Raw genomic sequence first — 22,936 nt, forward strand, 5'->3', positions numbered from 1 at the left:
GCCGTGGTTTCTGAGTCAACCCTAGTCACCCTGCCGGGGCGCCATGGCTTCCGCGTCCGCCAGCGTTTGGCGCAGCCAAACGGGAATGTGCTCGTCGGAGCGTGGGAAGACGTCGAGATCGCGGGCGAACGCGATCGGGGGCAGATCGGGGAACCACGCCGGATCCTGATCGAGATTGAATCCCGCCTCGGGCGGCTCGCCCGCGCGGAGCTCGAACCGCGCCGAGAGCCAGGTTCCCCTGTCCGGCAGGTACATCGCCGCGCGGAGTTCGCTGATCAGGTCCGTGATCTCGGGTGGTTGCGTCGCCGGCGAAGAACCGTCCGCCAGCACGACCGTCATCTCCACCTGCTGTACGACCACACTGGCCCAGACCCGCAGGACGATCTTGCGCCAGCCGGCGGGCGCCGACCGTTCAGCGGTGTCACACACCGCCTGGATCAGCTGATCAGGGTTCGCCATAACGCCTCACCGTCGCGTTGGGGTCCATCTTCTCCGGCACGTTGATGAACTTCCGTTCGTACACCCTGGTGACCGGCTGACCGGACGCCGGATCGATTTCGGTGATCTGCCAACGGTAGGTGTCGACCTCCGAGAGACCGTCCGCCCGGCGCGGCGCGTCGAACTGCAGGAGTTCGACCACCCGCTCCGGCGGCGAGTGGTACGCGGCGAGCTGTTCTTCTTGACGGCGCCACGTATCCGCGGGCTCCCAGCCGTCCCTGCTGTGCCCGCTGTTGGACGAGGCCATCTGCCCGTGCATGTTCCCGTAACCCGGCGGCCCGCCGGCCTCGGTCGGGACGAAGTGGCCGCCTGCCCACAGAACCTTCTTGTGGTCGGGATCGTTCTTGTAGGCGTTCTGGCCTTCGTGCCCGGCACGTCCCTGCCCGGTGTACTTTCCTCCGGAGTCCCGGAAGTCCTTGTTCGAGTCCGTGTACTCGGGCTGACCGGTGACCCGCACCGTCTGACCCCGGCTGTCCGTCTCGACGTCGATCTTCTTCGAGGGATCGTTGAAGTTGTCGACGCGGTACTTGGTGTTGGGCAGCAACGGGTAGTTGAAGTCCGGGTTGGCCTGCAGCTTGGTCCCGTCGGGCGTGCGCCCGCCGCCGGGAGTCAATTCCACCCACTTGATGTCGCCGTTGGCGTCGGTGAAGAACCGCGTCTCCGAGGCGATGACGCCATTCTTGCCCCGGTTCACCACGTGGTATTCGGTGTACGGCTTCAAATCGTGGCCGTCGAGCACTTTCGGCTTGGTGGGGACGGGCTGGCTGAAGTCGCCCGGCTCCGTCTTGTCGGCCTTCCGCCTGCCGACCTCGATCTGCTGAGGCGAGTCCGGTGGCCTGTCGTACGGGTCCTTCGGCTCGTGGGCGCCGGGACGACTGTCTTGGCCTGGCCGGTCGTACTCGACGAACCTTTCGTTGAACCGCGGATCGTCGCGCGGGATCTCGTGCTCATCCCATTCACTGATGTCGAAATCGTCGTCATCGTCGTCGGCGCGGTTGTTCGTGTCGTCATCGCCGTCACCCCGGTCACGGGCGCTGTCGGCGTCCACGTCCTGCTTGTCCGCGTGCGAGGTGTCCGGGGTGAAGCCGTCGTCGCTCGCCCGGCGGGCGGTGCCGTCGGGGCTGTGGACGTCCCATTCGCCGTTCGGCGGGATCTTGGGCCGGGGGCGGCCGTCGGGGCCGATCTCGTAGTCGGACGAGAAGACGCGCCCGTTCGAGTCGGTCCACGCCGGCTTGCTCGGCGCCATCACCTCGGTGTCGAGTTCTCGCGACAGACGGCGCGCGAAGTCGTTCGAGCCGGCGTCGCAGCCGATCAGGCGGATCGGGCGGCCGTCGTAATCCCCGTTGCGCCGCAGGATGTCCGCGAACTCTTCCGGGGTGTAGGTGCGGTTGCCGATCCGGGCGTGCCCGTCCGGCGTGACGTGCACGTCGACGGTGTAGCGGCCGTCCGGATCCGGCTGGACGCGGTGCGGCAGGTCGCCCATGTCCGAGTCGCCGCGGTGGTACGAGCTGCCCGCGGGTGTGCTCTCGGAATGCCGCTGGTTGACCTCGTCCGGTGTCAGCGGGCGATCCGGCTCGCCGTCGGGGCCGCGGTCGTGCGGCGTGCCGTCGGGGTTCCCGTTCGGGTCTTGGCGCGGTCCGTGCCCGTCGGGGCCGTGACCGTCCGGCGAACGCGGCGGCCCGGAGTGGCCATCGGGGCCCCGGCCGCCCGGGCCCGTGCCGCCGGGCCGGTTGCCCGGGCCGTGCGTGCCCGGTGAGGTGGTGTGCGGCTGGGCGCCGGGACCGAACTCGTTGCCCCGGGCGACCGGCGTCGGCTGATGCGGCTGGTTCGGCCGTCCGCCGGGACCGGTCTGGCCGGGACCGCGGCTGGGGCCGGTGTGGGTGTCCGGGGTGCGCGGGGCGTTCGTGTCCGGGGTGCGCGGCGAACCGGGCGTCCCCGTCCAGCCGCCACCCTGCGGCCTGCCGCCGGGCGAACCCGGGGTGCCGCCGGGCGTGCCACCCGGAGCGCCTTGCGGCGGCATACCGCCGGCGATCGGCTGGCCCTGCGGCGGGACACCGTGCGAAGTGTCGCCACCGGGACCGCTGCGCTGCGAAGGCATGTGTGACGGGCCGGCGTCGCCGAGGCGTGGTGCCGTGGGGGCGGTGCCGCTGGTCGTCGTTCCGCTGTCGGTCGGCCGGGTGGGGCTGCCGCCGTCGTTGCCGCCGTGGTGGCCGGGTGACGGGTCGGACCGAGGGGTGGGCGAGCCGCCGCTGTCGCCGCCGTGCGGCCGGGGCGAACCGCCGCCGTCGCCGGTGTGGCTCGGGGAGCCACCCGTGTCGGCGCGGGTGTGCGGAGCCGGGGAGCCGCTGTCGGGGGTGTGGCTGGGTGAGCCACCGGTGTCGGCGCGCGTGTGCGGTGCGGGAGACCCGCTGTCCGGGGTATGGCTCGGGGAGCCGCCGGTGTCCGCTCGCGTGTGCGGCGCGGGAGAGCCACTGTCGGGAGTGTGGCTCGGGGAGCTGCCGCTGTCGGCGCGGGTGTGCGGCGTGGGAGACCCGCTGTCGGGAGTGTGGCTGGGTGAGCCGCCGGCGTCGGCGCGGGTGTGTGGTGCGGGAGACCCGCTGTCCGGGGTGTGGCTGGGCGAACCGCCGCTGTCCGCTCGCGTGTGCGGTGCGGGGGAGCCGCCGGTGTCGGCGCGGTTCGGGCTGGGGGAGCCGCCATCGGACGTGCGGTTCGGGGTGGCGGAATCGCCGGGGGAACCACCTTCGGAACGGGCGGTGCTGGGGGAACCATCACCACCGGCGGAGTTTCCGTCCGAAGTGGACGGTCCGTCGCCGGCGCGGTTGGGGGAGCCGCCGTCGGAACGGGTGGACGAGCCGCCACCGTCACCACCGCGGGTGGTGTTGGACGGGGTGTCTCCGCTGGAACCGCCGTTCGAGCCGGAATCGGCCGAACCGCCGGTGTCGCCGGAGTTGCCGCCGGAGCTGTCGTTCGGGCCGCTGTTGGTGTCGCCGGAGTTTCCGCCGGAACCGTCGTTCGGACCGCTGCTGGTGTCGCCCGAGTTGCCCCCGGAGTTGTCACCGTTGGAGCCGCTGCCGGAACCCGGACCGTCGCCGTCCGGGCCGTCACCGGATCCCGAGCCCGAGCCGCCGCCGGTCCCACCGGATCCGCCGCCGCTGCCACCGCGCTGGACGAACCCGCCAGTTTTGATGTTCTTGGTGTTGATCACGTCCAGGCCGGTGACCTTGCCCGCGATCTTGCCGAAGATCTTGATGATCTTCTCGAAGACGTCGACCAGCTTGCCCAGCAGCGGCGAGACCCGCCGCATCGCGTCGCAGAGTTCCTTGAGCTTGTCGGCGATCTTCGCGGCCCACTTGGCGATCGCGGTGACGGCCTGCGCGACCACCACGGGCGTGCCGAAGCCGAGGGAGAACACCGTCTCCATGACCCACGCGATGAGCTTGCCGACCGCGTCCGCGATCAGCTGGCGGATGAACTCGCGGACGAACGCGACGATCTCGCCGAAGATCATCACGACGGTGCTGATCCCGCCGGCGACCGTCGCCGCCCCGCTGATCGCCTCCGCCTGCTCCGCGGCCTGCTTGCGGTACTGGTCGGCCGCGTCGCCCGTCCAGCCGGACGTGCCGTTCTTGACCGCGTTCGAGAATTCGACCTGGGTGTCTTCCAGTTTCTTGGCGACGTTGCCCCAGGTCTCGGAGTACGACTGGATGACCGGCGGATCACCGGCGACCGCGTCCAGCATGTCCTTCAGTGGCTGCATGTGTTCCATCAGGAACGACGCCACCGACGACATCAGGTAGCCGAACGGGTCGATCGCGGCGCTGGCCATCTCGCCGGCGAGGCTCAGCACGCCGAGCCCGCCACCGATCCAGTCGCCGTTCGAGATGCCGTTGAAGGCGTCCATCGCCGACTCGGCGACACCGATGCCCGCCGCGTAGCCGTACTCGCTGTTCCCGGCCGTCAGCGGTCCGGGGCCGTCGCCATCGGTGGGTGCGTTCGCGACGAGCGGGTTTCCCTCGGGCATCAGTCAGGCACCTGCACGTTCTTGAACTCGGCGGCGAAGTTCTCGTCCTGCGTCTGGTAGGCGTTCGACGCGGACCGCACGTTGTTCGCCACCGTCGTCGCGGCCTCGACGGCCTTGTTCAGCGCGTTGATGCCGAACTCCTCCACCGGGTCGAGCATCATCCGGAACGGCTGGCAGATGATGCCGTACGCGTCGGTCGGCATGCTCACCTGCTGCGCGGCGTCGACCGCCGTGCGCAGGCCGTCGGCGATGCCGTCGATCTGCTTGGCGTGCGCGTCGAGGTCGGCGCCGAGCTCATAACCCTTGCCTGCCATGGTTTCTCCCCTCTACCAGGCCGGATGGACGTCTACGAAAGGATGCTGCCGCCGAAGTCGTCGTCATCGTCGTCCTGCGTGCGGCGGCGGCGCGGGATCGGCTTCGGCTGAGGTGGGTTCGCCTGCGTGGACGGCGGCGGGGGCTCTTCCTCCTCCGGGCCGAAGCGGTGGTGCCGCTCGGGTTCCGGCGCCGCGAGGTTCTCCTCCGGCGGGGCCTCCGGGAAGGTGCTCTGCGCCTCCGCGATCACCCGGTTCGCCGTTTCGTCGGTGGTCCCGACCGTTTCGGCCATCGCCGCCTGCAGCAGCTCCGGGATCCGGGACTGCGCGAGCTGGACGAGGCGCATGACCTGCGACGAGACCTCCGCCATCCGTTTGCCGCTCGCGGCTTCGGAGATGACCAGGTTCGTGAGCAGGCCCTTCGAGTCGATCGTGACCTCGATGGTGTTGTCCTTCGACCGCTCGGTGACGGTCTGGCCCTGCATGCGTGCGGCCATCGCCTGATAGCGCGCGGCGGTCTCCTGGATCTGCTTCGTCCAGTTGTCCACCATGCGTTCGCTGGCGTCGACGTTGTCCGGCATCGGGACCCTTCCAAAAGCTGCATGCTGACGTCTTCACACTTGACGGTCCGAAGGACCCTTCGGTTCCGGAGTGCTCGAAGTTTAGTTCCCGTCCGGTGTACCACCCCGCGCCGACAAAGTCGGCCCCGTCACGCAGCGAAAGGGCCCCTCACCGCACGAAGTGCGATGAAGAGCCCTTTCACGCCCTGCGAACTGCCGGGGTCAGAGGTTGCCGCGGCGCTGCGCCGATGGCGCCTCGCCGTTAGAGATTGCCTCGGCGCTCCTGCTCACGCTCGATGGCCTCGAACAGGGCCTTGAAGTTGCCCTTGCCGAAACCGAGCGAACCGTGCCGCTCGATGAGCTCGTAGAACACCGTCGGCCGGTCGCCGATCGGCTTGGTGAAGATCTGCAGCAGGTAGCCGTCCTCGTCGCGGTCGACCAGGATGCGGTGCTCCTTGAGCTTCTCGATCGGCACCCGGACCTCGCCGATCCGCGCACGCAGCTCCGGGTCGTCGTAGTAGGAGTCCGGGGTGTCGAGGAACTCGACGCCCGCGGCGCGCATCGCCTTCACCGTCGCGACGATGTCGTTGGTGGCCAGCGCGATGTGCTGGCAGCCCGCGCCGCCGTAGAACTCGAGGTACTCGTCGATCTGCGACTTCTTCTTCGCGATCGCCGGCTCGTTGAGCGGGAACTTGACGCGGTGGTTGCCGTTGGAGACCACCTTGCTCATCAGCGCCGAGTACTCGGTCGCGATGTCGTCGCCGACGAACTCCGCCATGTTCACGAAGCCCATGACGCGGTGGTACCAGTCGACCCAGTAGTCCATCTTGCCGAGTTCGACGTTGCCGACGCAGTGGTCGACGGCCTGGAACAGCCGCTTCGGCGCGCCCTCCGGACGGACGACGCTGCTCTCGCGCGGCTCGTAGCCGGGCAGGTAGACGCCGGTGTACTTCGACCGGTCGATCAGCGTGTGGCGGGTCTCGCCGTAGGTCGCGATCGCGGCGATGCGCACGGTGCCGTGCTCGTCCGAGACGTCGTGCGGCTCCTCGAGGACGGTGGCGCCCTGCGAGCGGGCGTGCTCGATGCACCGGTCGACGTCGGCGACCTCGAGCGCGAGGTCGATCACGCCGTCGCCGTGACGGCGGTGGTGGTCGAGCAGCGGGGAGTCGGGCTTGACGCCGCCGGTGATCACGAAGCGGGCCGAGCCCGACTTCAGCACGAACGACTTGCGCTCGAAGTTCCCGGTCTCGGGGCCGGAGTACGCGACGAGCCGCATGCCGAAAGCGACCTGGTAGAACCACGCGGTCTGCGTGGCGTTGCCCGCGATGAACACCACCGCGTCCATCGACTTCACCGGGAAGGGGTCGGTCGAAGAGTCGTGATCGACGAGGCCGACGAGCTGACGCAGCTGGTCGTAGCTCACGTCGTCAAGAGCACCCTGGGGTTCCACTGTGTGCGTCATGCCCTGAAGCATCCGAGCGCGTGACAAAATGCGCAACGGTCAAAGATTTCACTGCGCACTATGTCCAGTCGAGGGCCGGGTGACGCAGTCAAAGTGGACAACCTGTGTAGGAGGTAGGCTCGATGTCGGAAGCGCTCGACGCGCTGGACGCGCGGCTGCTGCTGTTGCTCACCGACTCGCCCCGGCTCGGCGTGCTCGAATGCGCCCGCCGTCTCGGCGTCGCGCGGGGCACCGTGCAGGCCAGGCTGGACCGGCTGACCGAACGCGGGATCCTCGGCGGGTTCCCGCCCGAACTCGACCTCGCGGCGATGGGGTACGGCCTCACCGCTTTCGCCGTCCTGGAGATCGCGCAGGGCCGCCGGGCCGAGGTGGCGGAGGCGCTGTCCGCGATCGACGAGGTGTGCGAGGTCTACGCGACGACCGGTCAGGGCGACCTCTTCGTGCGCATGGTCGCGCGCAACAACGACGACCTGCAGCGCGTGGTGGACGAGGTGGTCGGCGCGCCGTACGTGCGGCGGACGTCGACGTCGATCGCGTTGTCGACGCCGGTTCCGCCGCGCGTACGGCCGCTGCTGGAACGGCTGGCGCGGAGCTAGCCGGCGGGGCGCAGGCGGCTGACGTCGCGAAAGCCACTTTCGCGACGTCAGATGTCCCGAAAGTGGCTTTCGCGACACCGACGGAGTCGGTCGTGAGCGCCCCGGCTGGCGCGGAGCTAGCCCACCTGGCTCAGGTACCGCTTCGCCGACCGCTGGACCGCCTCGTACCCGTCGGTGCGGATGATCGCGTCCCACCAGGCACCGTAGATCGCCTCGAACTCGTACGGGTCGAGCATCTCGGCGGCGCGGCGGACGACCTCGGGACGTTCCGGGATCAGGTTCGGGTAGCTGTACATCATGCCGACGAAGCGGCGGTCGGGGATGACCTGCAGGATGTCGCCCGAGAGCACCGCGCCGCGGCCGTTCTCCCCGCCCGGCCAGTGCAGCACGGTCCCGCCGGCGAAATGCACGCCGAGGTTGATCAGCCGCAGGCCGGGGGCGACGTCGAGGGTCGAGCCGCTCCACAGCTTGATCGCCGGATCCGGCCTGCCGATCCAGTGCCGGTCGCCCTCGTGCAGGTAGATGGGCGCGTCGAAGGCGTGGGCCCACTCGACCATGGTGGTGTAGTAGTGCGGGTGGCTGATCGCGATGCCGGTGATCCCGCCGAGTTCGCGGACCTTCGCGACCAGATCGTCGTCGATGTAGCCCGCGCAGTCCCACAGGAAGTTGCCGGATCCGGCCTTGACCAGCAGTGCCCGCTCGCCGATGGCGAAGTTGGGAGTGGATCCGACCCCGATGAGGCCGGGTCCCTGCTCCTCGATACGAGCCGTGTACGTCCCGCTCGCGCGGACGGTGTTCAGATCGGTCCATCGTTGCCCGGCCTGCGGGACGTACTGACGTTCGTCCTCGCAGATCGGGCAGTCGGACCTGGGTTCCGCGTACTGCATGCCGCAGGCGACGCAGATCGGTAGCTCGCTCATCGTTCCCTCCAGAATTCTCCGGAGGTCACGCTAACGGCTCGTATGCGCGCCCGGCCATATCGGGGCCGGGCGCGCGGAGTGGTTCACTTGCCGGTGTAGGGCACGGCCTTGACGAGCGTCACCTTCTGGATGCTGCCGTTGGGCAGCTCGTACTCGCGGGTCTCGCCCTCTTTGGCGCCGAGCAGCGCCTTGCCGAGGGGGGACTCCGGCGAGTAGACGTCGAGGTCGCCCTCGGTGCCCTCTTCGCGGGTCGCCAGGAGGAAGTTCTCGTCCTCGTCGTCACCGTCGTAACGCACGGTGAGGACCTTGCCCGGTCCGGCGCTGCCGTCGTTGGCGGGCGGCTCGCCCACCTTGGCCGAGCGGAGGAGCTCCTGGAGGTGGCGGATCCGGGCCTCGTGCTGGCCCTGCTCCTCACGGGCGGCGTGGTAGCCGCCGTTCTCCTTGAGGTCGCCCTCTTCCCGGCTGTCGTTGATCTTCGCAGCGATGACCGGGCGGAGCTCGATGTAGTGGTCGAGTTCCTGCTTGAGCCTGTCGTAGGCATCCTGGGTCAGCCAGGTCACCTTTGTGTCGCTCACGGTCACCATCTCCTAGTAGGGCCTGCCAGGCTTGGGTGTACAAGCCGGCCACCGGGCCGGCATGGCGCGCCGGCCTGGCTGAGATAAAGGAAAAACACGGCCCGTCTTGGGCCGTGCCGGTAGATCAGAGTAACACGGCGCGAGGCATCGCCGCCGGTGGAATTCGGTCGCGCCTCGGCGTTGGGCGCCCGTTTCACCCCGTTGGCCGCTATGGCCTTGACAGGTACCGTGGTACGTCGTATGAGCACCCGAAGATATCAGCCGTGACCGGCCTTCCGATGCTCTTGATGGTGGTCGTCACCCTGCTGTTCTTCGAACCAGGCTGAATCAGGACCTCTTTACGGCCGCTTTCGGCCCCCGCCTTGTCCCGGACCCGGACGACGCAGACGCCGGGACGGTTCACATCGTCCCTGGTCACGTTGATGGTGATCTCCATCGCGTCGCCCGGTTTCTCGTCGAACGAGACGCGTTCGCCCTCGATGGGCGCGCTGCCGAAGTTCGTGTACGCGACATAGGCGATCCCGCCGCTGACCAGCAACGCCACCACGGCGAACACCAGGCGCCGCCAGCGGGCGGGCTTCGCGGCGCGGGTCTTGCCGTAGCGGTCCTCGGGCACGTCCGTCCGGGTGCTTTCCGCGCTGGGAGCGTCCTGTCCCGTGCTCAACCCGGGCCTCCCGGTAGGTCTCGTCGTGCTCGCAGGGACAATGGGGTCGTATGCGAGTGGTTCCCCTCGAGTATCCGCGCCCGGCCGGGCGGGCCGTCAGGCAGGGTCGCAGGGGAATAGGGAACGAGAAGGGGACGTTCGGAGCATGGTGCCAGCCAATGAACCGCCGAAGTCACGCCTCCGCCTGATGGCGGTGCACGCGCACCCCGACGACGAGTCGAGCAAGGGTGCCGCCACCATGGCCAGGTACGCCGCCGAAGGGCACGAGGTCATGGTCGTGACCTGCACCGGCGGTGAAGCGGGCAGTGTGCTGAACCCGGCCATGGACCGGCCCGAGGTAGTGGCCAACATGACCGAGATCCGCCGGGAGGAGATGGCCCGCGCGGCCAAGATCCTCGGCGTGAGCCACGTTTGGCTCGGGTTCATCGACTCGGGCCTGCCCGAAGGCGACCCGCTGCCCCCGGTCCCGGAGGGTTCGTTCGCCGTCATCCCGCTGGAGGAGTCCACCGGTGCGCTGGTGAAGGTCATCCGCGAGTTCCGCCCGCACGTGATCGTCACCTACGACGAGAACGGCGGCTACCCGCACCCCGACCACATCCGCACGCACGAGATCTCGGTCGCGGCCTTCGACGCCGCCGGCGAGGCGGAGCGCTACCCGGACGCGGGCGAGCCTTGGCAGCCGATGAAGCTGTACTACGTGCACGGGTTCTCGCGCGCCAGGATGACCGTGTTCCACGAGGCCCTGCTCGAACGCGGCCTGGAGTCGCCGTACGAGGAGTGGCTCAAGTCGTGGGATCCGGAGAAGGCCGACGTCATGGAGCGGGTGACCACCCGCGTCGAATGCGGCGACTACTTCGAGCAGCGTGACGAGGCGCTCAAGGCGCACGCCACCCAGATCGACCCGAACAGCCGCTGGTTCGCCGTCCCGCGCGACCTGCAGCGCGAGGTCTGGCCGACCGAGGAGTACGAGCTGGTCCGCTCACTGGTGGACAGCACCCTGCCGGAGGACGATCTGTTCGCCGGCTTGAAGGAGGGCTAGATGAGTTTCGTGGTGCCGGCGTTCGCCGTCGTCCCGGTGACGGTGTCGTCGCAGTTCCTGGCGCAGCAGCCCGGCAACGGCGACAACGGCGGCCAAGGTGAGGACTTCGGCAAGTCGTCGCCGGTGGGTTTCCTGATCCTGATCCTCTTCCTGATCGCCGTCGCGCTGCTGGTGCGGTCGATGACCAAGCACCTGAAGCGGCTGCCGGAGAGCTTCGACGAGCCCGCCGCCGCTTCCGCGGAGGTCCCGGAGGCCGCCGAAGAGAAGGCGGACGCCGAAGAGCCGGTCGCGAAGACGGAGAAACCGAGCGCCAAGTCCGACTGACGCTCGTGAGTGGTGAGGACGGTTGGAACCGTCTTTACCACTCACGAGCCGAAGCGCGTCAAAGGCGCGGGTCGACCGGATCGGACTCCAGCGCCAGCACGGCGAACACGCACTCGTGCACCCGCCACAGCGGCTCCCCGCGCGCCAGCCGCTCCAGTGCCTCCAGCCCCAACGCGTACTCGCGCAGCGCCAGCGCCCGCTTCCGGTTGAGACCCCGCTTGCGAAGGCGCGAGAGGTTCTCCGGCAGCGTGTAGTCCGGCCCGTAGATGATCCGCAGGTACTCGCGCCCGCGCACCTTCACTCCCGGCTGCACCAGCCCGCGCGCGCCGCGCGTCAGGTTCGCCGCCGGTTTGACGACCATGCCTTCGCCGCCCGCGCCGGTCAGGTCCAGCCACCAGTCGACGCCGCGCGCCACCGACGCGGGATCCGTCGTGTCGACGGCCAGCGTCCGCGTGCGCGTGAACAGGTCGCCGGTGAGCCGGTCCAGCAGCGAAAGATGCCACTCGTGCGGCCGGTCGTGGTACGCGTGTCCCTCCGACGCCAGGATCTGGAACGGCGCCAGCCGGACGCCGTCGAGGCCGTCGGTCGGCCAGCAGTAACGCCGGTACGCCTGCCGGTACGCGTCCACAGTGGACTCACGAGTCCGGGTGCGAGACAAGAGCTCCGACACGTCGACCCCGCGAGCGGCGGCCGCGTCCAGCGCGTCGGCTGCGGCGGGCAGCACGGCTTGGGCCGCCGCGCCGACGGCCGCGTACTGCCCCGAGATCAGCGAGCCCGCCTTCGCGCTCCACGGCAGCAACTCCGTGTCCAGCAGCAGCCAGCCGGTGTCCAGTTCCTCGAACAGATCCGACGCCGCTTCCCGCACCCCGGCGATAAGCCGTGCGTTCTGCTCCGGCGTGAAGAACGGCCGTCCGGTGCGGGTGTACACCGCGCCCGGCCCCTGGATCCCGAACCGGGCGGGAGCCACGTCGTCGTCACGGCAGACGAGCACGACGGCACGCGAGCCCATGTGCTTCTCTTCGCACAGGACGTGGTCGACACCCGCGGCGCGGAACTCGGCGAAAGCCTCCTCGGGGTGTTCGAGGTAGCCGTCCGCCTCGGACGTCGAACACGGCGCCATCGTCGGCGGCAGGTACGGCAGCCAGCGCGGATCGACGGCGAAGCGGCTCATCACCTCGAGCGCCGCCGCCGACTGTTCGGCGGAGACGCCGACCCGGCCGTGATGCCGCGTCTCGACGATCCGCTTGCCGGTGACGTCGCCCAGCTCCAGCACCGCCGGCTCGCGCCCGCCCAGCGGCCGCGCCGGTTCGAGCGGACGTGACGGCTCGTACCAGACCTTCTTCGCCTTCACCGAGACGACTTCCCGCTCCGGATAACGCAAAGCGGTCAGCTTGCCGCCGAAGACGCAGCCCGTGTCGAGACACATGGTCCCGTTGATCCACTCCGGTTCCAGGGTCGGCGTGTGTCCATAAAGGACCATCGCCTTGCCGCGGTAGTCGCGTGCCCACGGCAGCCGCACCGGCAGGCCGTATTCGTCGGTCTCGCCGGTGGTGTCGCCGTACAGCGCGGTGCTGCGCACCCGGCCGGACGCGCGCCCGTGGAACCTCTCGGGCAGGCCGGCGTGCGCCACGACGAGCTTGCCGCCGTCGAGGACGTAGTGCGCGATGAGTCCTTCGCAGAAGGCGTGCGCCTTCGCGCGGAAGTCTTCGTCCTGCGAGGAAAGCTGTTCCAGCGACTCCGCGAGGCCGTGCGCCACCTTGACCTTGCGCCCGTTCAGCGCGCGGACCAGTTTCTGCTCGTGGTTCCCGCAGACGACCAGCGCGCTGCCCGCCTCGGCCATCGCCATCACCCGGCGCAGCACGCCCGGTGTGTCGGGGCCGCGGTCGACGAGGTCGCCGACGAACACCGCGGTCCGGCCCTCCGGGTGCACACCGTCGACGTAACCCAGTTCGGTGAGCAGTTCGTCCAGTTCCTCGCGGCAGCCGTGGACGTCGCCGATCACGTCGAACGGCCCGGTCAGCTCGCGGCGGTCGTTGCGCAGCGGCTCGACGACGATCTCCGCTTCGGCGACCTCGGCCTCACTCCGCAGCACATGTACACGGCGGAAACCCTCGCGCTCCAACGACTTCAGCGAGCGGTGCAGCTCGCCGCGCTGACGCCGGACGACGTGTTCGCCGAAGTCGCGGTCGGGCCTGGCCTCGTTGCGTTCGTGGCAGACCTTCACGGGCAGATCGAGCACGATCGCCGTCGGAAGGACGTCGTACTCCTTCGCGAGCTTCAACAGGCTCGCCCGCGACGCGCGCTGCACGTTCGTCGCGTCGATCACCGTGATCCGGCCCGCTTCGAGCCGCTTCGCCGCGACATAGTGGAGCACGTCGAAAGCCGCGGCCGACGCGCTCTGGTCGTTCTCGTCGTCGGCCACCAGGCCGCGGAAGTAGTCGCTGGACAGTACTTGGGTCGGCGCGAAATGCGTCCGCGCGAAGGTCGACTTGCCGGAGCCGGAGGCCCCGACGAGCACGACGAGGGACATGTCGGGAATGGTCAGTTTCATGCCACGGCCTCCTTCCGAGACGTGAAGACCGCCATTTGGGTCGGCGGTCCTGATTCCTGGGACTCCGGTCCCACCGGCAGGTGCCGGACGTCGTAGCCCTGTCGTGCCGCGACGCCGTCGGCCCACGAGCGGAACTGTTCGCGGGTCCACTCGAAACGGTGGTCCGCGTGCCGGAACCGGCCTTCTTCGAGGAACTCGAAGTGCCGGTTGTACTCGGCGTTCGGCGTCGTGACGAGTACGGTTCGCGGCGCGGCGACACCGAAGACGGCGTGCTCCAGCGCGGGCAGGCGCTCCTCGTCGACGTGCTCGATCACCTCCATCAGCACGGCCGCGTCGTAACCGGCCAGCGACGGATCCGCGTAGGTCAGCGCGGACTGCTTCAGGGTGATCCGCGACTTCTCCTTGAGTCGCTTCTCGGCGATGTCGAGCGCGCTCGCGGATACGTCGACACCGACGATCTCGGTGAACGACGGCTCCTTCTCGAGCACGCGCAGCAGCGCGCCACCGCCACAGCCGAGGTCGAGCACGCGCCGCGCGCCCGCCGCCCGGAGCGCCGCGAGCACACTGCCCTGACGCTGGACGGCCAGCGGTTCGGGCCGGTCCGGCAGCTCGGTGACGCGCGCTTCGGCCTCGGCGGGCACGTCGTCCGCCTCGGCAAGCCGGGCGAGCGCGTACGAGACGATCGGGCGGCGTCGTTCGAGATACCGGTTGGTGATCAGGTCGCGTTCCGGATGCTCCGCGAGCCAGCCCTCGCCGGCGCGCAGTAATTTGTCGGCCTCGTCCTGGCCGATCCAGTAGTGCTTGTCACCGTCGAGAGCGGGCAGCAGGACGTACAGGTGCCGCAACGCGTCGACGACACGCTGGGTCCCGGTCAGCCGGAGATCGACATAGCGGGACTCACCCCAATGCGGGAACTCGGGGTCGAGCGGGATCGCCTTCGTTTCGACATGCCAGCCGAGCGGCTCGAACAGCTTGTGGACGACCTCCGCGCCGCCGCGCGCGGTCAGCGAGGGGACGCGGATCTCCAGCGGGAACCGCTCGTCGACCAGCTCCGGCCGGTTCGCGCACCGGCCGGACAGCGCCGTGGTGAAGACCGCCCGCAGCGCCACCGCCAGATACGAGCCGCCCGCGTACGGCCGGTCGTTGACGTACTGGGTCAGCGACGTGCCACCGCCGCGCACGAGCTCGACCGGGTCGAGCTCGACCAGCAGCGCGACGGCGCAGCGCTCGTCGGACGCCTCGGGGTAGAAGACGTGCGCCGTCCCGGCCGAGAGCGTGAAGGACTGTGCCTTCTCCGGATGCTTGTGCAGGAGAAAGCCGAGGTCGGTGGCCGGGTTCCGGGTGGTCGTCATGGTCAGGAGCACTGGAGGAGTGTCGCGCAGACGGCCGTTCTGCGCGTCCGCTTTTCCGCGTGCGACCCTGGTGACATGTCGAACCGCCTGAAGGCCGCGACCAGTCCGTACCTGCTGCAGCACGCCGAGAACCCGGTGGACTGGTGGCCGTGGGGTGAGGAAGCGCTGGCCGAGGCGAAACGGCGGAACGTGCCGATCCTGCTTTCGGTCGGCTACGCGGCCTGCCACTGGTGTCACGTCATGGCGCACGAGTCCTTCGAGGACGAGGCCACCGCCACGCTGATGAACGCGAATTTCGTCAACATCAAGGTGGACCGCGAGGAGCGGCCGGACATCGACTCGGTGTACATGGCGGCCACCCAGGCGATGACGGGTCAGGGCGGCTGGCCGATGACGTGTTTCCTGACCCCGGACGGTGAACCGTTCCATTGCGGTACTTACTATCCGCCGTCACCGCGACCGGGGATGCCGTCGTTCTCCCAGCTGCTCGTCGCCGTCGCCGAAGCCTGGGGTGAGCGGCCGGACGAGTTGCGCTCCGGTGCTCGGCAGATCATCGCCCACCTCACCGAGAAGAGCGGACCGCTGCCGGAGTCCGTTGTGGACGGTGCCGCGCTGGAGTCCGCGGTCGCCACGCTGCGCAACGAGTACGACACCGGCAACGGCGGCTTCGGGGGAGCGCCGAAGTTCCCGCCCACGATGGCGTTGAACTTCCTGCTGCGCCATCACGAGCGCACCGGCTCCGGCCTCGACCTGGTCGAGCACACGGCCGAGGCCATGGCGCTGGGCGGGCTGAACGATCAGCTCGCGGGTGGCTTCGCGCGCTACTCGGTCGATGCGCGCTGGGAAGTGCCGCACTTCGAGAAGATGTTGTACGACAACGGTTTGCTGCTGCGGTTCTACGCGCAGTTCCACGGCGTGACCGGGTACGAGTACGCGCGGCGGACGGTCGAGGAGACCGCGGAGTTCCTGCTACGCGACCTCGGTACGGCCGAAGGCGGTTTCGCCGCGTCGCTCGACGCGGACACCGATGGCGTCGAGGGGCTGACCTACGTCTGGACGCCCGCGCAGCTGGCCGAAGTGCTCGGCGAGGAGGACGGTGCCTGGGCGGCCGGGCTGTTCCAGGTGACCGAACGGGGGAACTTCGAGCACGGCGCGTCGACCCTGCGGCTGCGTGAGCCGCATCCAGAGGACGAAACGCGTTATGAGCGCGTCCGTCGTGCGCTGCTGACGGCGCGAAACGAACGTCCGCAGCCCGCCCGTGACGACAAGGTCATCGCCGCGTGGAACGGGCTCGCCATCGGCGCGCTCGCCAAAGCGGGCGCGCGACTCGACCGTCCACAGTGGATCGAAGCGGCGGCCCGCGCGGCGGCTTTCCTGATGGACAACCATTTCGTCGGCGGACGGTTGCGCCGGACTTCCCGCGGCGGCGTCGTCGGTACGACGGCCGGGGTACTGGAGGATTACGCGTGCCTCGCCGAGGGCCTGCTCGAACTCCACCAGGCGACCGGCGAACCGCGCTGGCTCGCCGACGCGCTCACCTTGCTGGACCTCGCCTTGGCCCACTTCGGCATCCCGGAAGCGACGGGGGCCTACTACGACACCGCCGACGACGCGGAAGTCCTGGTGCAGCGGCCTTCCGACCCGACCGACAACGCGAGCCCTTCGGGGGCTTCGGCGCTGGCGAACGCGTTGCTGACGGCGTCCGTGCTGGCCGGGCACGACCGGGTCGGCCGCTACCGCGAGGCGGCCGAGCAGGCCCTGGCGCGGGCGGGACGGCTCGCCGCCCACGCGCCGCGGTTCGCCGGGCACTGGCTCACCGTCGCGGAAGCGGCCGCCGCCGGTCCGGTGCAGGTGGCGGTCGTCGGCCCGGACGCCGCTTCGCGCGCGGAACTGCAGGCCGCCGCCCTCACGTCGCTGCCGGACGGCGCCGTCGTCGTCAGCGGCAAGCCGGACGCGGACGGAGTGCCGCTGCTGGCCGATCGGCCGCTGGTCGACGGTGCCGCCGCGGCGTACGTGTGCCGTGGGTACGTGTGCGAGCGGCCCGTCACCCGCGCGGAGGAACTGCGCGCTCAGCTCACCAGTCCCACGCCATAGGGGAGTAACCGCCGCCGGTCTGCGGTGCTCCGACCGGCTTCACCGCGACCTGCGGCGCCTTCGGCTTCGGTTTGGTCGTGGTGGTCGTGGTGGTCGTGGTGGTCGTAGTGGTCTTGGTCGGCTTCGGCGGTTTCGTGGACGTCGGCGGCGTTCCGATGATGGTGAAGGCGCGGGAGGTCTTCGTGCCGTCCAAGCAGGTGAACGTCGCCGTGTACTTGCCCGGCGTCTTGCCTGCCTTGCCATAGCCGGCGGACTTCCCCCAGTTGCCGCCGATCGTCCACTGGAGCGGCGCCGCGAACCCTGGCGACGTCACCGGGGTCGCCGGTCCGCAGCCGCCCATCGCGGCCTTCGTCTCGGCGTAGATCTGCCCGCCGGGTTCGACTTCGGTCGGACTCAAGAACCAGGACACGTCCTTGGCTTCCGCCGTCGCCGGCGCGACCACCGCCAGCTGGGCCGCTCCGAGCACGAGAGCGCCGATCATGGCCTTCTTCAGCATGAGGTTCCCCTTCCTCGTCGACTGCTGGTGGGAACACGTCCGCGCAGGTCATCAGGTTGCCCTGGGTTTCGCCGGGGGAGAACAAGCGTGATAAGCGGTTATTGCAGGCGTAGCGTCGGTAGCGTTGTAATCATGTAATCGCGGAGGCGAGCATGCACACCTACTTCAGGGCGGCGAGGCGGATGGGACGTGGAGGCTGGAAGGGCCGGGGCGGCTGGCAGCAGGCGGACATCCCGTCGGCGGACGACGCGGCCGCGTGGTTCGGCGGACGGCTCCCGGAGGGCTGGTTCACGGGAGATCCCGAGGTCACGGTGGATCGCGAGGAGATAGTCGTCGTCGGCGAGCTCCCGCCGCTCACCGGTGAGTACGCCGACGACGCCGCCCGTGCGGCGGCCGAAGACGGCCGGATCAGCCGGTTCCGCGAGGAGACCCGCGACGAGCGGATCGAGATCGCGCGCCAGGCGGAGCACCGGTATCAGCGCAAGGTCGCCTGGGGCGCGAGCCTCGGTGGCACGAGGCATCTGTTCACCACGCATTCGGCGCCGGTGATGACCAGGCTGCGGCAACCCGAACGCCTGGTCCTCGACACTCTCGTCGACGCGGGCGTCGCGCGGTCGCGGTCGGAGGCGCTCGCCTGGGCGGTCCGGCTGGTCGGGGAACACGCGGACGCCTGGCTCGCCGAGCTGCGGGAGGCGATGACGAAGGTCGACGATCTCCGCTCACAGGGACCGGACCTTTCCTGAGCCCGGGGTCCGCCCCTAGAGTCGGGATTCCGCCGTCTTCACCGAAGTCCTCTTGCGAAAGAAGGCGTCATGGACGGCAGAATCTCCCGGCGTCGGCTGATCAAGGGCGGTCTCGTGGTGGCCGCGAGCCCGCTGCTCGCGCCCACCGCCTCGGCGGCCCCCGCTCTCCCCTGGCCCGCGGCCAACGGCATCGTCGCGCGGACGAAACGGCCGGTCTTCCCGGACCGGACGTTCTCGATCCTCGGGTTCGGCGCCAAGGGCGACGGCAAGACCGACAACACCGCCGCGATCAAGAAGGCGATCGAGACGGCCAACGCGCGCGGCGGCGGGCACGTCGTCGTGCCGGAAGGCACCTTCGTCACCGGCGCCGTGTATCTCAAGAGCAACGTGGACCTGCACCTCGCGGCGGGTGCCGTGCTCGCCTTCGGTTCCGACGCCTCGAAGTTCCCGAACGTGCTCACCCGCTACGAGGGCATCGAGTGCGTCAACCGGTCGCCGATGATCTACGCGTACAAGGAATCCAACATCGCGGTGACCGGGAAGGGCACGCTCGACGCGGCGGGCACGGCGTCCTGGAACAAGGGCAAGGACCGTGAGTACCTGGAATCGCTGGTGGCGGCCGGCGTCCCGCCGGAGAAGCGGATCGTTCCCGGCTCCGGGCACGCGATGCGGTCCACGTTCGTCGAGCCGTACTCGTGCGACACCGTGCTCATCGAGGGCGTCACGCTGAAGAACCCGATGTTCTGGCAGCTGCATCCCACGCTGTGCCGGAACGTCACGATCGACGGCCTCCGCACGGACGCGAGCACCGCGCGCTCCAACACCGACGCCTGCGATCCGGAGTCCTGCGACCACGTGGTGATCGTGAACTCCCACCTCGGGGCGCACGACGACAACGTCGCGCTCAAAGCGGGCCGGGACGACGACGGGCGCCGCGTCGGCGTGCCGTGCCGGAACATCGTCGTCGCGAACTGCGTGATGGACGGCAACTGGGGCGCGATCACCTGCGGCAGCGAGCAGACCGGTGGCATCCGCGACGTCTACGCGCACAACCTCACCGTCACCGGTGAGACGAAATACGGGCTGTACGTCAAGTCGAACACCCTGCGCGGCGGGTTCACCGAGAACGTCAACCTCCACGGTGTCTCCGGCACGTTCGCCCGCTCGGTCGTGTACGTCCTGCCGGATTACAACGGACAGACCGGCGCGTACGTCCCGCGTTTCGGGCCGTTCACCATCAGCGGCTCCGCGAGCACGAGATGCGGGCAAGCGGCGTTCAACGTCCGAGGGTTGCCCAACTCACACGTTCGGGGGCTACGGGTGAGCGATTGCCGCTTCGACGGCGTCGCGAACACGGCAAACGTCCTGAAACACGTCGATGACCTGCGGTTCGAGAACACGACGATCAACGGGCGGCCGGTCTGATTCGGGCTGCGCCCCCCGATGCGGTGCGGCAGGCTGAACGCAGACCGCACCGCATCGGAGGAATCGTGGACACACCAGGACTTCCCGCGAAGATCGACCCGGACGCGCTGACCACCGTCCTCGATGGACGGTGGGCCGAACTCCGCCGCGCGGTGCGCGCGCAGATGGCGGCCGAGGATTTCAGGGATCCCGTCGATCTCGACGTCGAAGCGCACCGTGTCCAGGTGCTCGAATGGCTGCGGCTGCTCGCCCGCACCGACCGGCCGGGGCTCGGCTTCGACCCGGCGTACGGCGGGGGCGGCGACGTCGGTGGCGCGTTGACGTCGTTCGAGATGCTGGGATTCGGCGACCTCTCGCTGATGGTCAAGGCCGGCGTCCAATGGGGCCTGTTCGGCGGCGCGGTGCAGTTGCTCGGCACCGAACGCCACCACGAGCGCTATCTGCGCAAGATCAAGGATCTGGAGCTGCTGGGCTGTTTCGCGATGACCGAGCACGGCCACGGCTCGGACGTCCAGCATCTCCGCACGACCGCGACCTACGACCCGGCGACGCGCGAATTCGTCGTGCACACGCCGGACCGGGGCGCGATGAAGGAGTACATCGGCAACGCCGCCCGCGACGGCGAACTCGCGGTGGTGTTCGCGCAGCTGATCACCGGTGGTGAGTCGCGCGGCGTGCACGCGTTCCTGGTGCCGATCCGCGGCGAGGACGCGATCGGCGTCGAGATCGAGGACTGCGGCCGCAAGGCGGGCCTCAACGGCGTCGACAACGGGCGGCTCACCTTCACTCAGGTGAGGGTGCCGCGCGAGGCACTGCTCAACCGGTTCGGTGACGTCGCCGAGGACGGCACGTACACCAGCCCGATCGAGAGCGACGGCCGCCGGTTCTTCACGATGCTCGGCACGCTCATCCGCGGCCGGGTCAGTGTCGCGGGCAGCGCCGGCAGCGCGACGAAACGCGCGCTCGCCCTGGCCATCCGGTACGGCGAGCAGCGGCGGCAGTTCGCGCGGCCCGGCGGCGAGGAGGTCGTGATCCTCGACTACCGCGCCCACCAGCGGAAACTGCTGCCCGCGCTGGCGACGTCGTACGCGCTGCACTTCGCGCAGGAAGCGCTCGTCTCGAAGCTGAACGACATCGCCGAGGACGCGCCGGAAGAGGAGCAGCGCGAGCTGGAATCACGCGCCGCGGGCATCAAGGCCCTCTCGACCTGGCACGCGACCGCGACCATCCAGGCCGCCCGCGAGGCGTGCGGCGGCTCCGGCTATCTCTCGGAGAACCTGCTCGCCGGGCTGAAAGCCGACACGGACGTCTTCACCACCTTCGAGGGTGACAACACCGTGCTGCTGCAACTGGTCGCGAAGGGACTGTTGACCAGCTACAAGGATCATTTCGAGGACCTCAGCCCGCTCGCGACCGCGCGGTTCGTGGCGGAGCAGTTCGTCGAGGCCGTGATCGAACGGACGTCCGCGCGCAAGGTCGTCGAGCGGCTCACCGAAGCCGACGACGGCGATGTCCTCTACTCCCGCGAATGGCACCTGAAGCTGTTCGAAGACCGCGAAGAGCACGTACTCGGCGGTGTCGCGCAGCGTCTGCGTAAGGCGGCCTCGGACCCCTTCGGCGTCTTTAACGACGCGCAGGACCACGTGCTGCGCGCCGGACGCGTACACGTCGACCGCGTAGTGCTCGAAGCGTTCATCGACGCCATCGAACGCTGCGCCGACGGCGAAGCCCGTGAGCTGCTGGAGCGGGTCTGCGACCTCTACGCGCTCGCGAACATCGAGGCGGACCGGGGCTGGTTCCTCGAACACGGGCGCCTGACCTCCGGGCGCTCGAAGGCCGTCACCGCCGCGGTCAACGCGTTGTGCGCCGACCTGCGCCCGCACGCGCGGACCCTCGTGGACGCCTTCGCGATCCCGGAGCAGTACCTGGCGGCTCCGATGCTGCAGGACTGACCGCGTCAAGCGATGTCGAGGGCCGTTCCATAGAGTCTGTCGGCTTTGAGGGTGATGTAGAGCCTTCGCTCCGCGGCGATGGTCTCCAGGAACTCGGCTTCGTCTTCGGGCATCTGCCGCTGTGCGGCGAGATACTCGAGGCCCGCCGCGTCGCCCGGTGTCCGCGTGACTTCGGAGAGTTCGGCTTTCCCTTCCACGACGGCGAATTTCCAGTGGTCGGCGCTGGAGACGTAGAGCGATGCGGTCGGGTTGTTGCGGAGTTGCTTGACCTTGAGGCGGTCTTCGGTCGTGCTCACCCGGACCTCGCGGTTCTCGGCATCCCAGGTGTAGACGACGGTGGAGAGATGCGGGCGGCCGTCGCGCTTGAGGGTCGCGAGGGCGCCGAAGGTCTGCTGTGCGAGGAAGTCGCTGAGGGCCGCGTCATCGAGGCGGCGGGGCGGTGCGTTCTTGGCCATGGAGCGATCATGGCGCGCCGGTCGAGGCGCCGGAAGAAGGCACTTTCTTGTGCCAGAGGGAACACGCGTGTGTCCGACCTGGTCACACCGGTACCGCACTCGTGATCAGAGACGTAACTCGCGTGATCAGAGACGTAACTCGCGTGATTGGAGACGTAACTCGCGTGATCAGGCGCGCCACACGTGAGTCACGTGTCCAATCACGTGAGTTACGCGCCTGAGCACGCGAGTTACGCGTACATCGCCAGCCAGATCGCGACGTAGTGGGACGTCGCCGCGAGAACCGTGCAGGCGTGGAAGTACTCGTGGTAACCGAACGTCTCCGGGAAGTGGTTCGGCCATTTGACGGCGTAGAACACCGCGCCCAGCGTGTAGAACAGGCCACCGACGCAGAGCAGGACGAGTGCCGCGACGCCGGCGTGCGTGGCCAGCTCCGGCAGGACGAAGACGGCGACCCAGCCCAGCGCGATGTAGATCGGCACGCCGAGCCAGCGTGGCGCGTTCGGCCACAGCATCTTCAGGGTGACACCGCCGATCGCGCCGCCCCACACGATCGCGAGCACGATGTACCCGGTCGGCTGGGACATGGCCAGAAGGGTGAACGGCGTGTAGGTGCCGGCGATGAACAGGAAGATCATCGAATGGTCGGCACGCTTCATCCATTCGTATGCTCGTGGGCTCCACAAGCGACGGTGGTACAGCGCGCTGACGCCGAAGAGGCCGAGCACGGTCAGCCCGTAGACCGAAGTGGACAAAGCGGCTATAGGCGACACAGTGGACGCTGCGAGACTGATCAGTGTCACGGCGCCGGCGACCGCGACGAAGAAGGACCAGAAGTGGATGTGCCCACGCAGACGAGGACGGGTGTCCACCAAGGGCGCGGGGCCGGACGGCTGCT

Annotated in this window: 20 protein-coding genes; 7 read left to right on the forward strand and 13 right to left on the reverse strand. The window is 69.1% G+C overall.

Annotated elements, in window-relative coordinates; genetic code table 11:
- Positions 1–21: 21 nt before the first annotated feature.
- From ACXIZN_RS39565 to hppD, 5 genes are all read right to left on the reverse strand, one after another.
- A complete protein-coding gene (locus ACXIZN_RS39565; protein WP_457959871.1) occupies positions 22–459 on the reverse strand; it encodes a hypothetical protein in 438 nt (145 codons plus the stop codon).
- Positions 446–4,519, reverse strand: a complete 4,074-nt coding sequence (locus ACXIZN_RS39570) for a hypothetical protein (protein ID WP_457959872.1) — start codon at positions 4,517–4,519, stop codon at positions 446–448. The genes ACXIZN_RS39565 and ACXIZN_RS39570 overlap by 14 nt, the downstream gene beginning before the upstream one ends.
- Positions 4,519–4,833, reverse strand: coding sequence for a type VII secretion target (locus tag ACXIZN_RS39575; RefSeq protein ID WP_126737519.1), 315 nt, complete (start codon positions 4,831–4,833; stop codon positions 4,519–4,521). The genes ACXIZN_RS39570 and ACXIZN_RS39575 overlap by 1 nt, the downstream gene beginning before the upstream one ends.
- 32 nt (positions 4,834–4,865) lie before the next feature.
- Positions 4,866–5,411: a YbaB/EbfC family nucleoid-associated protein gene (locus ACXIZN_RS39580; RefSeq protein ID WP_457959873.1), complete on the reverse strand. Its 546-nt coding sequence runs from the start codon at positions 5,409–5,411 to the stop codon at positions 4,866–4,868.
- 241 nt (positions 5,412–5,652) lie between these two features.
- Positions 5,653–6,852 carry a 4-hydroxyphenylpyruvate dioxygenase gene (hppD, locus tag ACXIZN_RS39585; protein ID WP_126737517.1) on the reverse strand — a complete coding sequence of 400 codons (1,200 nt, stop codon included), beginning with the start codon at positions 6,850–6,852 and terminating at the stop codon, positions 5,653–5,655.
- Positions 6,853–6,974: 122 nt separating this feature from the next.
- On the opposite strand from hppD, the gene ACXIZN_RS39590 reads away from it, so the two are divergent.
- Entirely contained in the window at positions 6,975–7,448 is a 474-nt protein-coding gene (locus tag ACXIZN_RS39590) for an Lrp/AsnC family transcriptional regulator (RefSeq protein ID WP_034305441.1), read from the forward strand.
- 116 nt (positions 7,449–7,564) lie between these two features.
- Here the strand turns inward: ACXIZN_RS39590 and ACXIZN_RS39595 are convergent, their stop codons facing one another.
- From ACXIZN_RS39595 to ACXIZN_RS39605, 3 genes are all read right to left on the reverse strand, one after another.
- Positions 7,565–8,368 carry an MBL fold metallo-hydrolase gene (locus ACXIZN_RS39595; protein WP_457959874.1) on the reverse strand — a complete coding sequence of 268 codons (804 nt, stop codon included), beginning with the start codon at positions 8,366–8,368 and terminating at the stop codon, positions 7,565–7,567.
- Between the two features lie 83 nt (positions 8,369–8,451).
- Positions 8,452–8,952 (reverse strand): transcription elongation factor GreA, encoded by a 501-nt coding sequence (greA, locus tag ACXIZN_RS39600; protein ID WP_016337198.1) that lies wholly within the window; start codon positions 8,950–8,952, stop codon positions 8,452–8,454.
- A gap of 199 nt (positions 8,953–9,151) precedes the next feature.
- Positions 9,152–9,607 carry a DUF4307 domain-containing protein gene (locus ACXIZN_RS39605; protein WP_126737514.1) on the reverse strand — a complete coding sequence of 152 codons (456 nt, stop codon included), beginning with the start codon at positions 9,605–9,607 and terminating at the stop codon, positions 9,152–9,154.
- A gap of 145 nt (positions 9,608–9,752) precedes the next feature.
- Between ACXIZN_RS39605 and mca the strand changes: the two genes are divergently transcribed.
- Both mca and ACXIZN_RS39615 read left to right on the forward strand, forming a co-directional pair.
- A complete protein-coding gene (mca, locus tag ACXIZN_RS39610; protein WP_457959875.1) occupies positions 9,753–10,646 on the forward strand; it encodes a mycothiol conjugate amidase Mca in 894 nt (297 codons plus the stop codon).
- Positions 10,647–10,970, forward strand: coding sequence for a hypothetical protein (locus ACXIZN_RS39615; protein WP_219148410.1), 324 nt, complete (start codon positions 10,647–10,649; stop codon positions 10,968–10,970).
- A 58-nt stretch (positions 10,971–11,028) separates the two neighbouring features.
- On the opposite strand, the gene ACXIZN_RS39620 is transcribed toward ACXIZN_RS39615, so the two are convergent.
- Together ACXIZN_RS39620 and ACXIZN_RS39625 are read right to left on the reverse strand one after the other, a co-directional pair.
- Entirely contained in the window at positions 11,029–13,521 is a 2,493-nt protein-coding gene (locus ACXIZN_RS39620) for a polynucleotide kinase-phosphatase (RefSeq protein ID WP_457959876.1), read from the reverse strand.
- Positions 13,518–14,885, reverse strand: coding sequence for a 3' terminal RNA ribose 2'-O-methyltransferase Hen1 (locus ACXIZN_RS39625; RefSeq protein ID WP_457959877.1), 1,368 nt, complete (start codon positions 14,883–14,885; stop codon positions 13,518–13,520). The genes ACXIZN_RS39620 and ACXIZN_RS39625 overlap by 4 nt, the downstream gene beginning before the upstream one ends.
- Positions 14,886–14,948: 63 nt before the next feature.
- On the opposite strand from ACXIZN_RS39625, the gene ACXIZN_RS39630 reads away from it, so the two are divergent.
- Complete coding sequence (locus ACXIZN_RS39630) at positions 14,949–16,967, forward strand: thioredoxin domain-containing protein (RefSeq protein WP_457959879.1); 2,019 nt, start codon at positions 14,949–14,951, stop codon at positions 16,965–16,967.
- Here the strand turns inward: ACXIZN_RS39630 and ACXIZN_RS39635 are convergent.
- Entirely contained in the window at positions 16,948–17,463 is a 516-nt protein-coding gene (locus ACXIZN_RS39635) for a hypothetical protein (protein ID WP_457959880.1), read from the reverse strand. The two genes, ACXIZN_RS39630 and ACXIZN_RS39635, sit on opposite strands and share 20 nt — an antisense overlap.
- 182 nt (positions 17,464–17,645) lie before the next feature.
- On the opposite strand from ACXIZN_RS39635, the gene ACXIZN_RS39640 reads away from it, so the two are divergent.
- The 3 genes from ACXIZN_RS39640 (at position 17,646) to ACXIZN_RS39650 (ending at position 21,583) form a co-directional block, all read left to right on the forward strand.
- Positions 17,646–18,206 (forward strand): hypothetical protein, encoded by a 561-nt coding sequence (locus tag ACXIZN_RS39640; protein ID WP_126737524.1) that lies wholly within the window; start codon positions 17,646–17,648, stop codon positions 18,204–18,206.
- A 69-nt stretch (positions 18,207–18,275) separates the two neighbouring features.
- Positions 18,276–19,631, forward strand: a complete 1,356-nt coding sequence (locus ACXIZN_RS39645) for a glycoside hydrolase family 28 protein (protein WP_457959881.1) — start codon at positions 18,276–18,278, stop codon at positions 19,629–19,631.
- Between the two features lie 65 nt (positions 19,632–19,696).
- Positions 19,697–21,583, forward strand: a complete 1,887-nt coding sequence (locus ACXIZN_RS39650; RefSeq protein ID WP_457959883.1) for an acyl-CoA dehydrogenase family protein — start codon at positions 19,697–19,699, stop codon at positions 21,581–21,583.
- A gap of 5 nt (positions 21,584–21,588) precedes the next feature.
- On the opposite strand, the gene ACXIZN_RS39655 is transcribed toward ACXIZN_RS39650, so the two are convergent.
- Positions 21,589–22,038 (reverse strand): pyridoxamine 5'-phosphate oxidase family protein, encoded by a 450-nt coding sequence (locus tag ACXIZN_RS39655; protein WP_457959884.1) that lies wholly within the window; start codon positions 22,036–22,038, stop codon positions 21,589–21,591.
- 230 nt (positions 22,039–22,268) lie between these two features.
- Positions 22,269–22,910 (reverse strand): PAQR family membrane homeostasis protein TrhA, encoded by a 642-nt coding sequence (trhA, locus tag ACXIZN_RS39660; RefSeq protein WP_034305414.1) that lies wholly within the window; start codon positions 22,908–22,910, stop codon positions 22,269–22,271.
- Positions 22,911–22,936 lie beyond the last annotated feature (26 nt).

It is taken from the genome of Amycolatopsis sp. TRM77291 (assembly GCF_054166285.1).

What these genes read in the sequence shown, in the direction of transcription:
- mca (WP_457959875.1), top strand. Translation starts at nt 9,753, where the DNA reads ATGGTGCCAGCCAATGAACCGCCGAAGTCACGCCTCCGCCTGATGGCG.
- ACXIZN_RS39615 (WP_219148410.1), top strand. Translation starts at nt 10,647, where the DNA reads ATGAGTTTCGTGGTGCCGGCGTTCGCCGTCGTCCCGGTGACGGTGTCG.
- ACXIZN_RS39590 (WP_034305441.1), top strand. Translation starts at nt 6,975, where the DNA reads ATGTCGGAAGCGCTCGACGCGCTGGACGCGCGGCTGCTGCTGTTGCTC.
- hppD (WP_126737517.1), bottom strand. Translation starts at nt 6,852, where the DNA reads ATGACGCACACAGTGGAACCCCAGGGTGCTCTTGACGACGTGAGCTAC.
- ACXIZN_RS39580 (WP_457959873.1), bottom strand. Translation starts at nt 5,411, where the DNA reads ATGCCGGACAACGTCGACGCCAGCGAACGCATGGTGGACAACTGGACG.
- ACXIZN_RS39575 (WP_126737519.1), bottom strand. Translation starts at nt 4,833, where the DNA reads ATGGCAGGCAAGGGTTATGAGCTCGGCGCCGACCTCGACGCGCACGCC.
- ACXIZN_RS39595 (WP_457959874.1), bottom strand. Translation starts at nt 8,368, where the DNA reads ATGAGCGAGCTACCGATCTGCGTCGCCTGCGGCATGCAGTACGCGGAA.
- greA (WP_016337198.1), bottom strand. Translation starts at nt 8,952, where the DNA reads ATGGTGACCGTGAGCGACACAAAGGTGACCTGGCTGACCCAGGATGCC.
- ACXIZN_RS39565 (WP_457959871.1), bottom strand. Translation starts at nt 459, where the DNA reads ATGGCGAACCCTGATCAGCTGATCCAGGCGGTGTGTGACACCGCTGAA.
- ACXIZN_RS39630 (WP_457959879.1), top strand. Translation starts at nt 14,949, where the DNA reads ATGTCGAACCGCCTGAAGGCCGCGACCAGTCCGTACCTGCTGCAGCAC.
- ACXIZN_RS39655 (WP_457959884.1), bottom strand. Translation starts at nt 22,038, where the DNA reads ATGGCCAAGAACGCACCGCCCCGCCGCCTCGATGACGCGGCCCTCAGC.
- ACXIZN_RS39645 (WP_457959881.1), top strand. Translation starts at nt 18,276, where the DNA reads ATGGACGGCAGAATCTCCCGGCGTCGGCTGATCAAGGGCGGTCTCGTG.
- ACXIZN_RS39640 (WP_126737524.1), top strand. Translation starts at nt 17,646, where the DNA reads ATGGGACGTGGAGGCTGGAAGGGCCGGGGCGGCTGGCAGCAGGCGGAC.
- ACXIZN_RS39570 (WP_457959872.1), bottom strand. Translation starts at nt 4,519, where the DNA reads ATGCCCGAGGGAAACCCGCTCGTCGCGAACGCACCCACCGATGGCGAC.
- ACXIZN_RS39635 (WP_457959880.1), bottom strand. Translation starts at nt 17,463, where the DNA reads ATGCTGAAGAAGGCCATGATCGGCGCTCTCGTGCTCGGAGCGGCCCAG.
- ACXIZN_RS39620 (WP_457959876.1), bottom strand. Translation starts at nt 13,521, where the DNA reads ATGAAACTGACCATTCCCGACATGTCCCTCGTCGTGCTCGTCGGGGCC.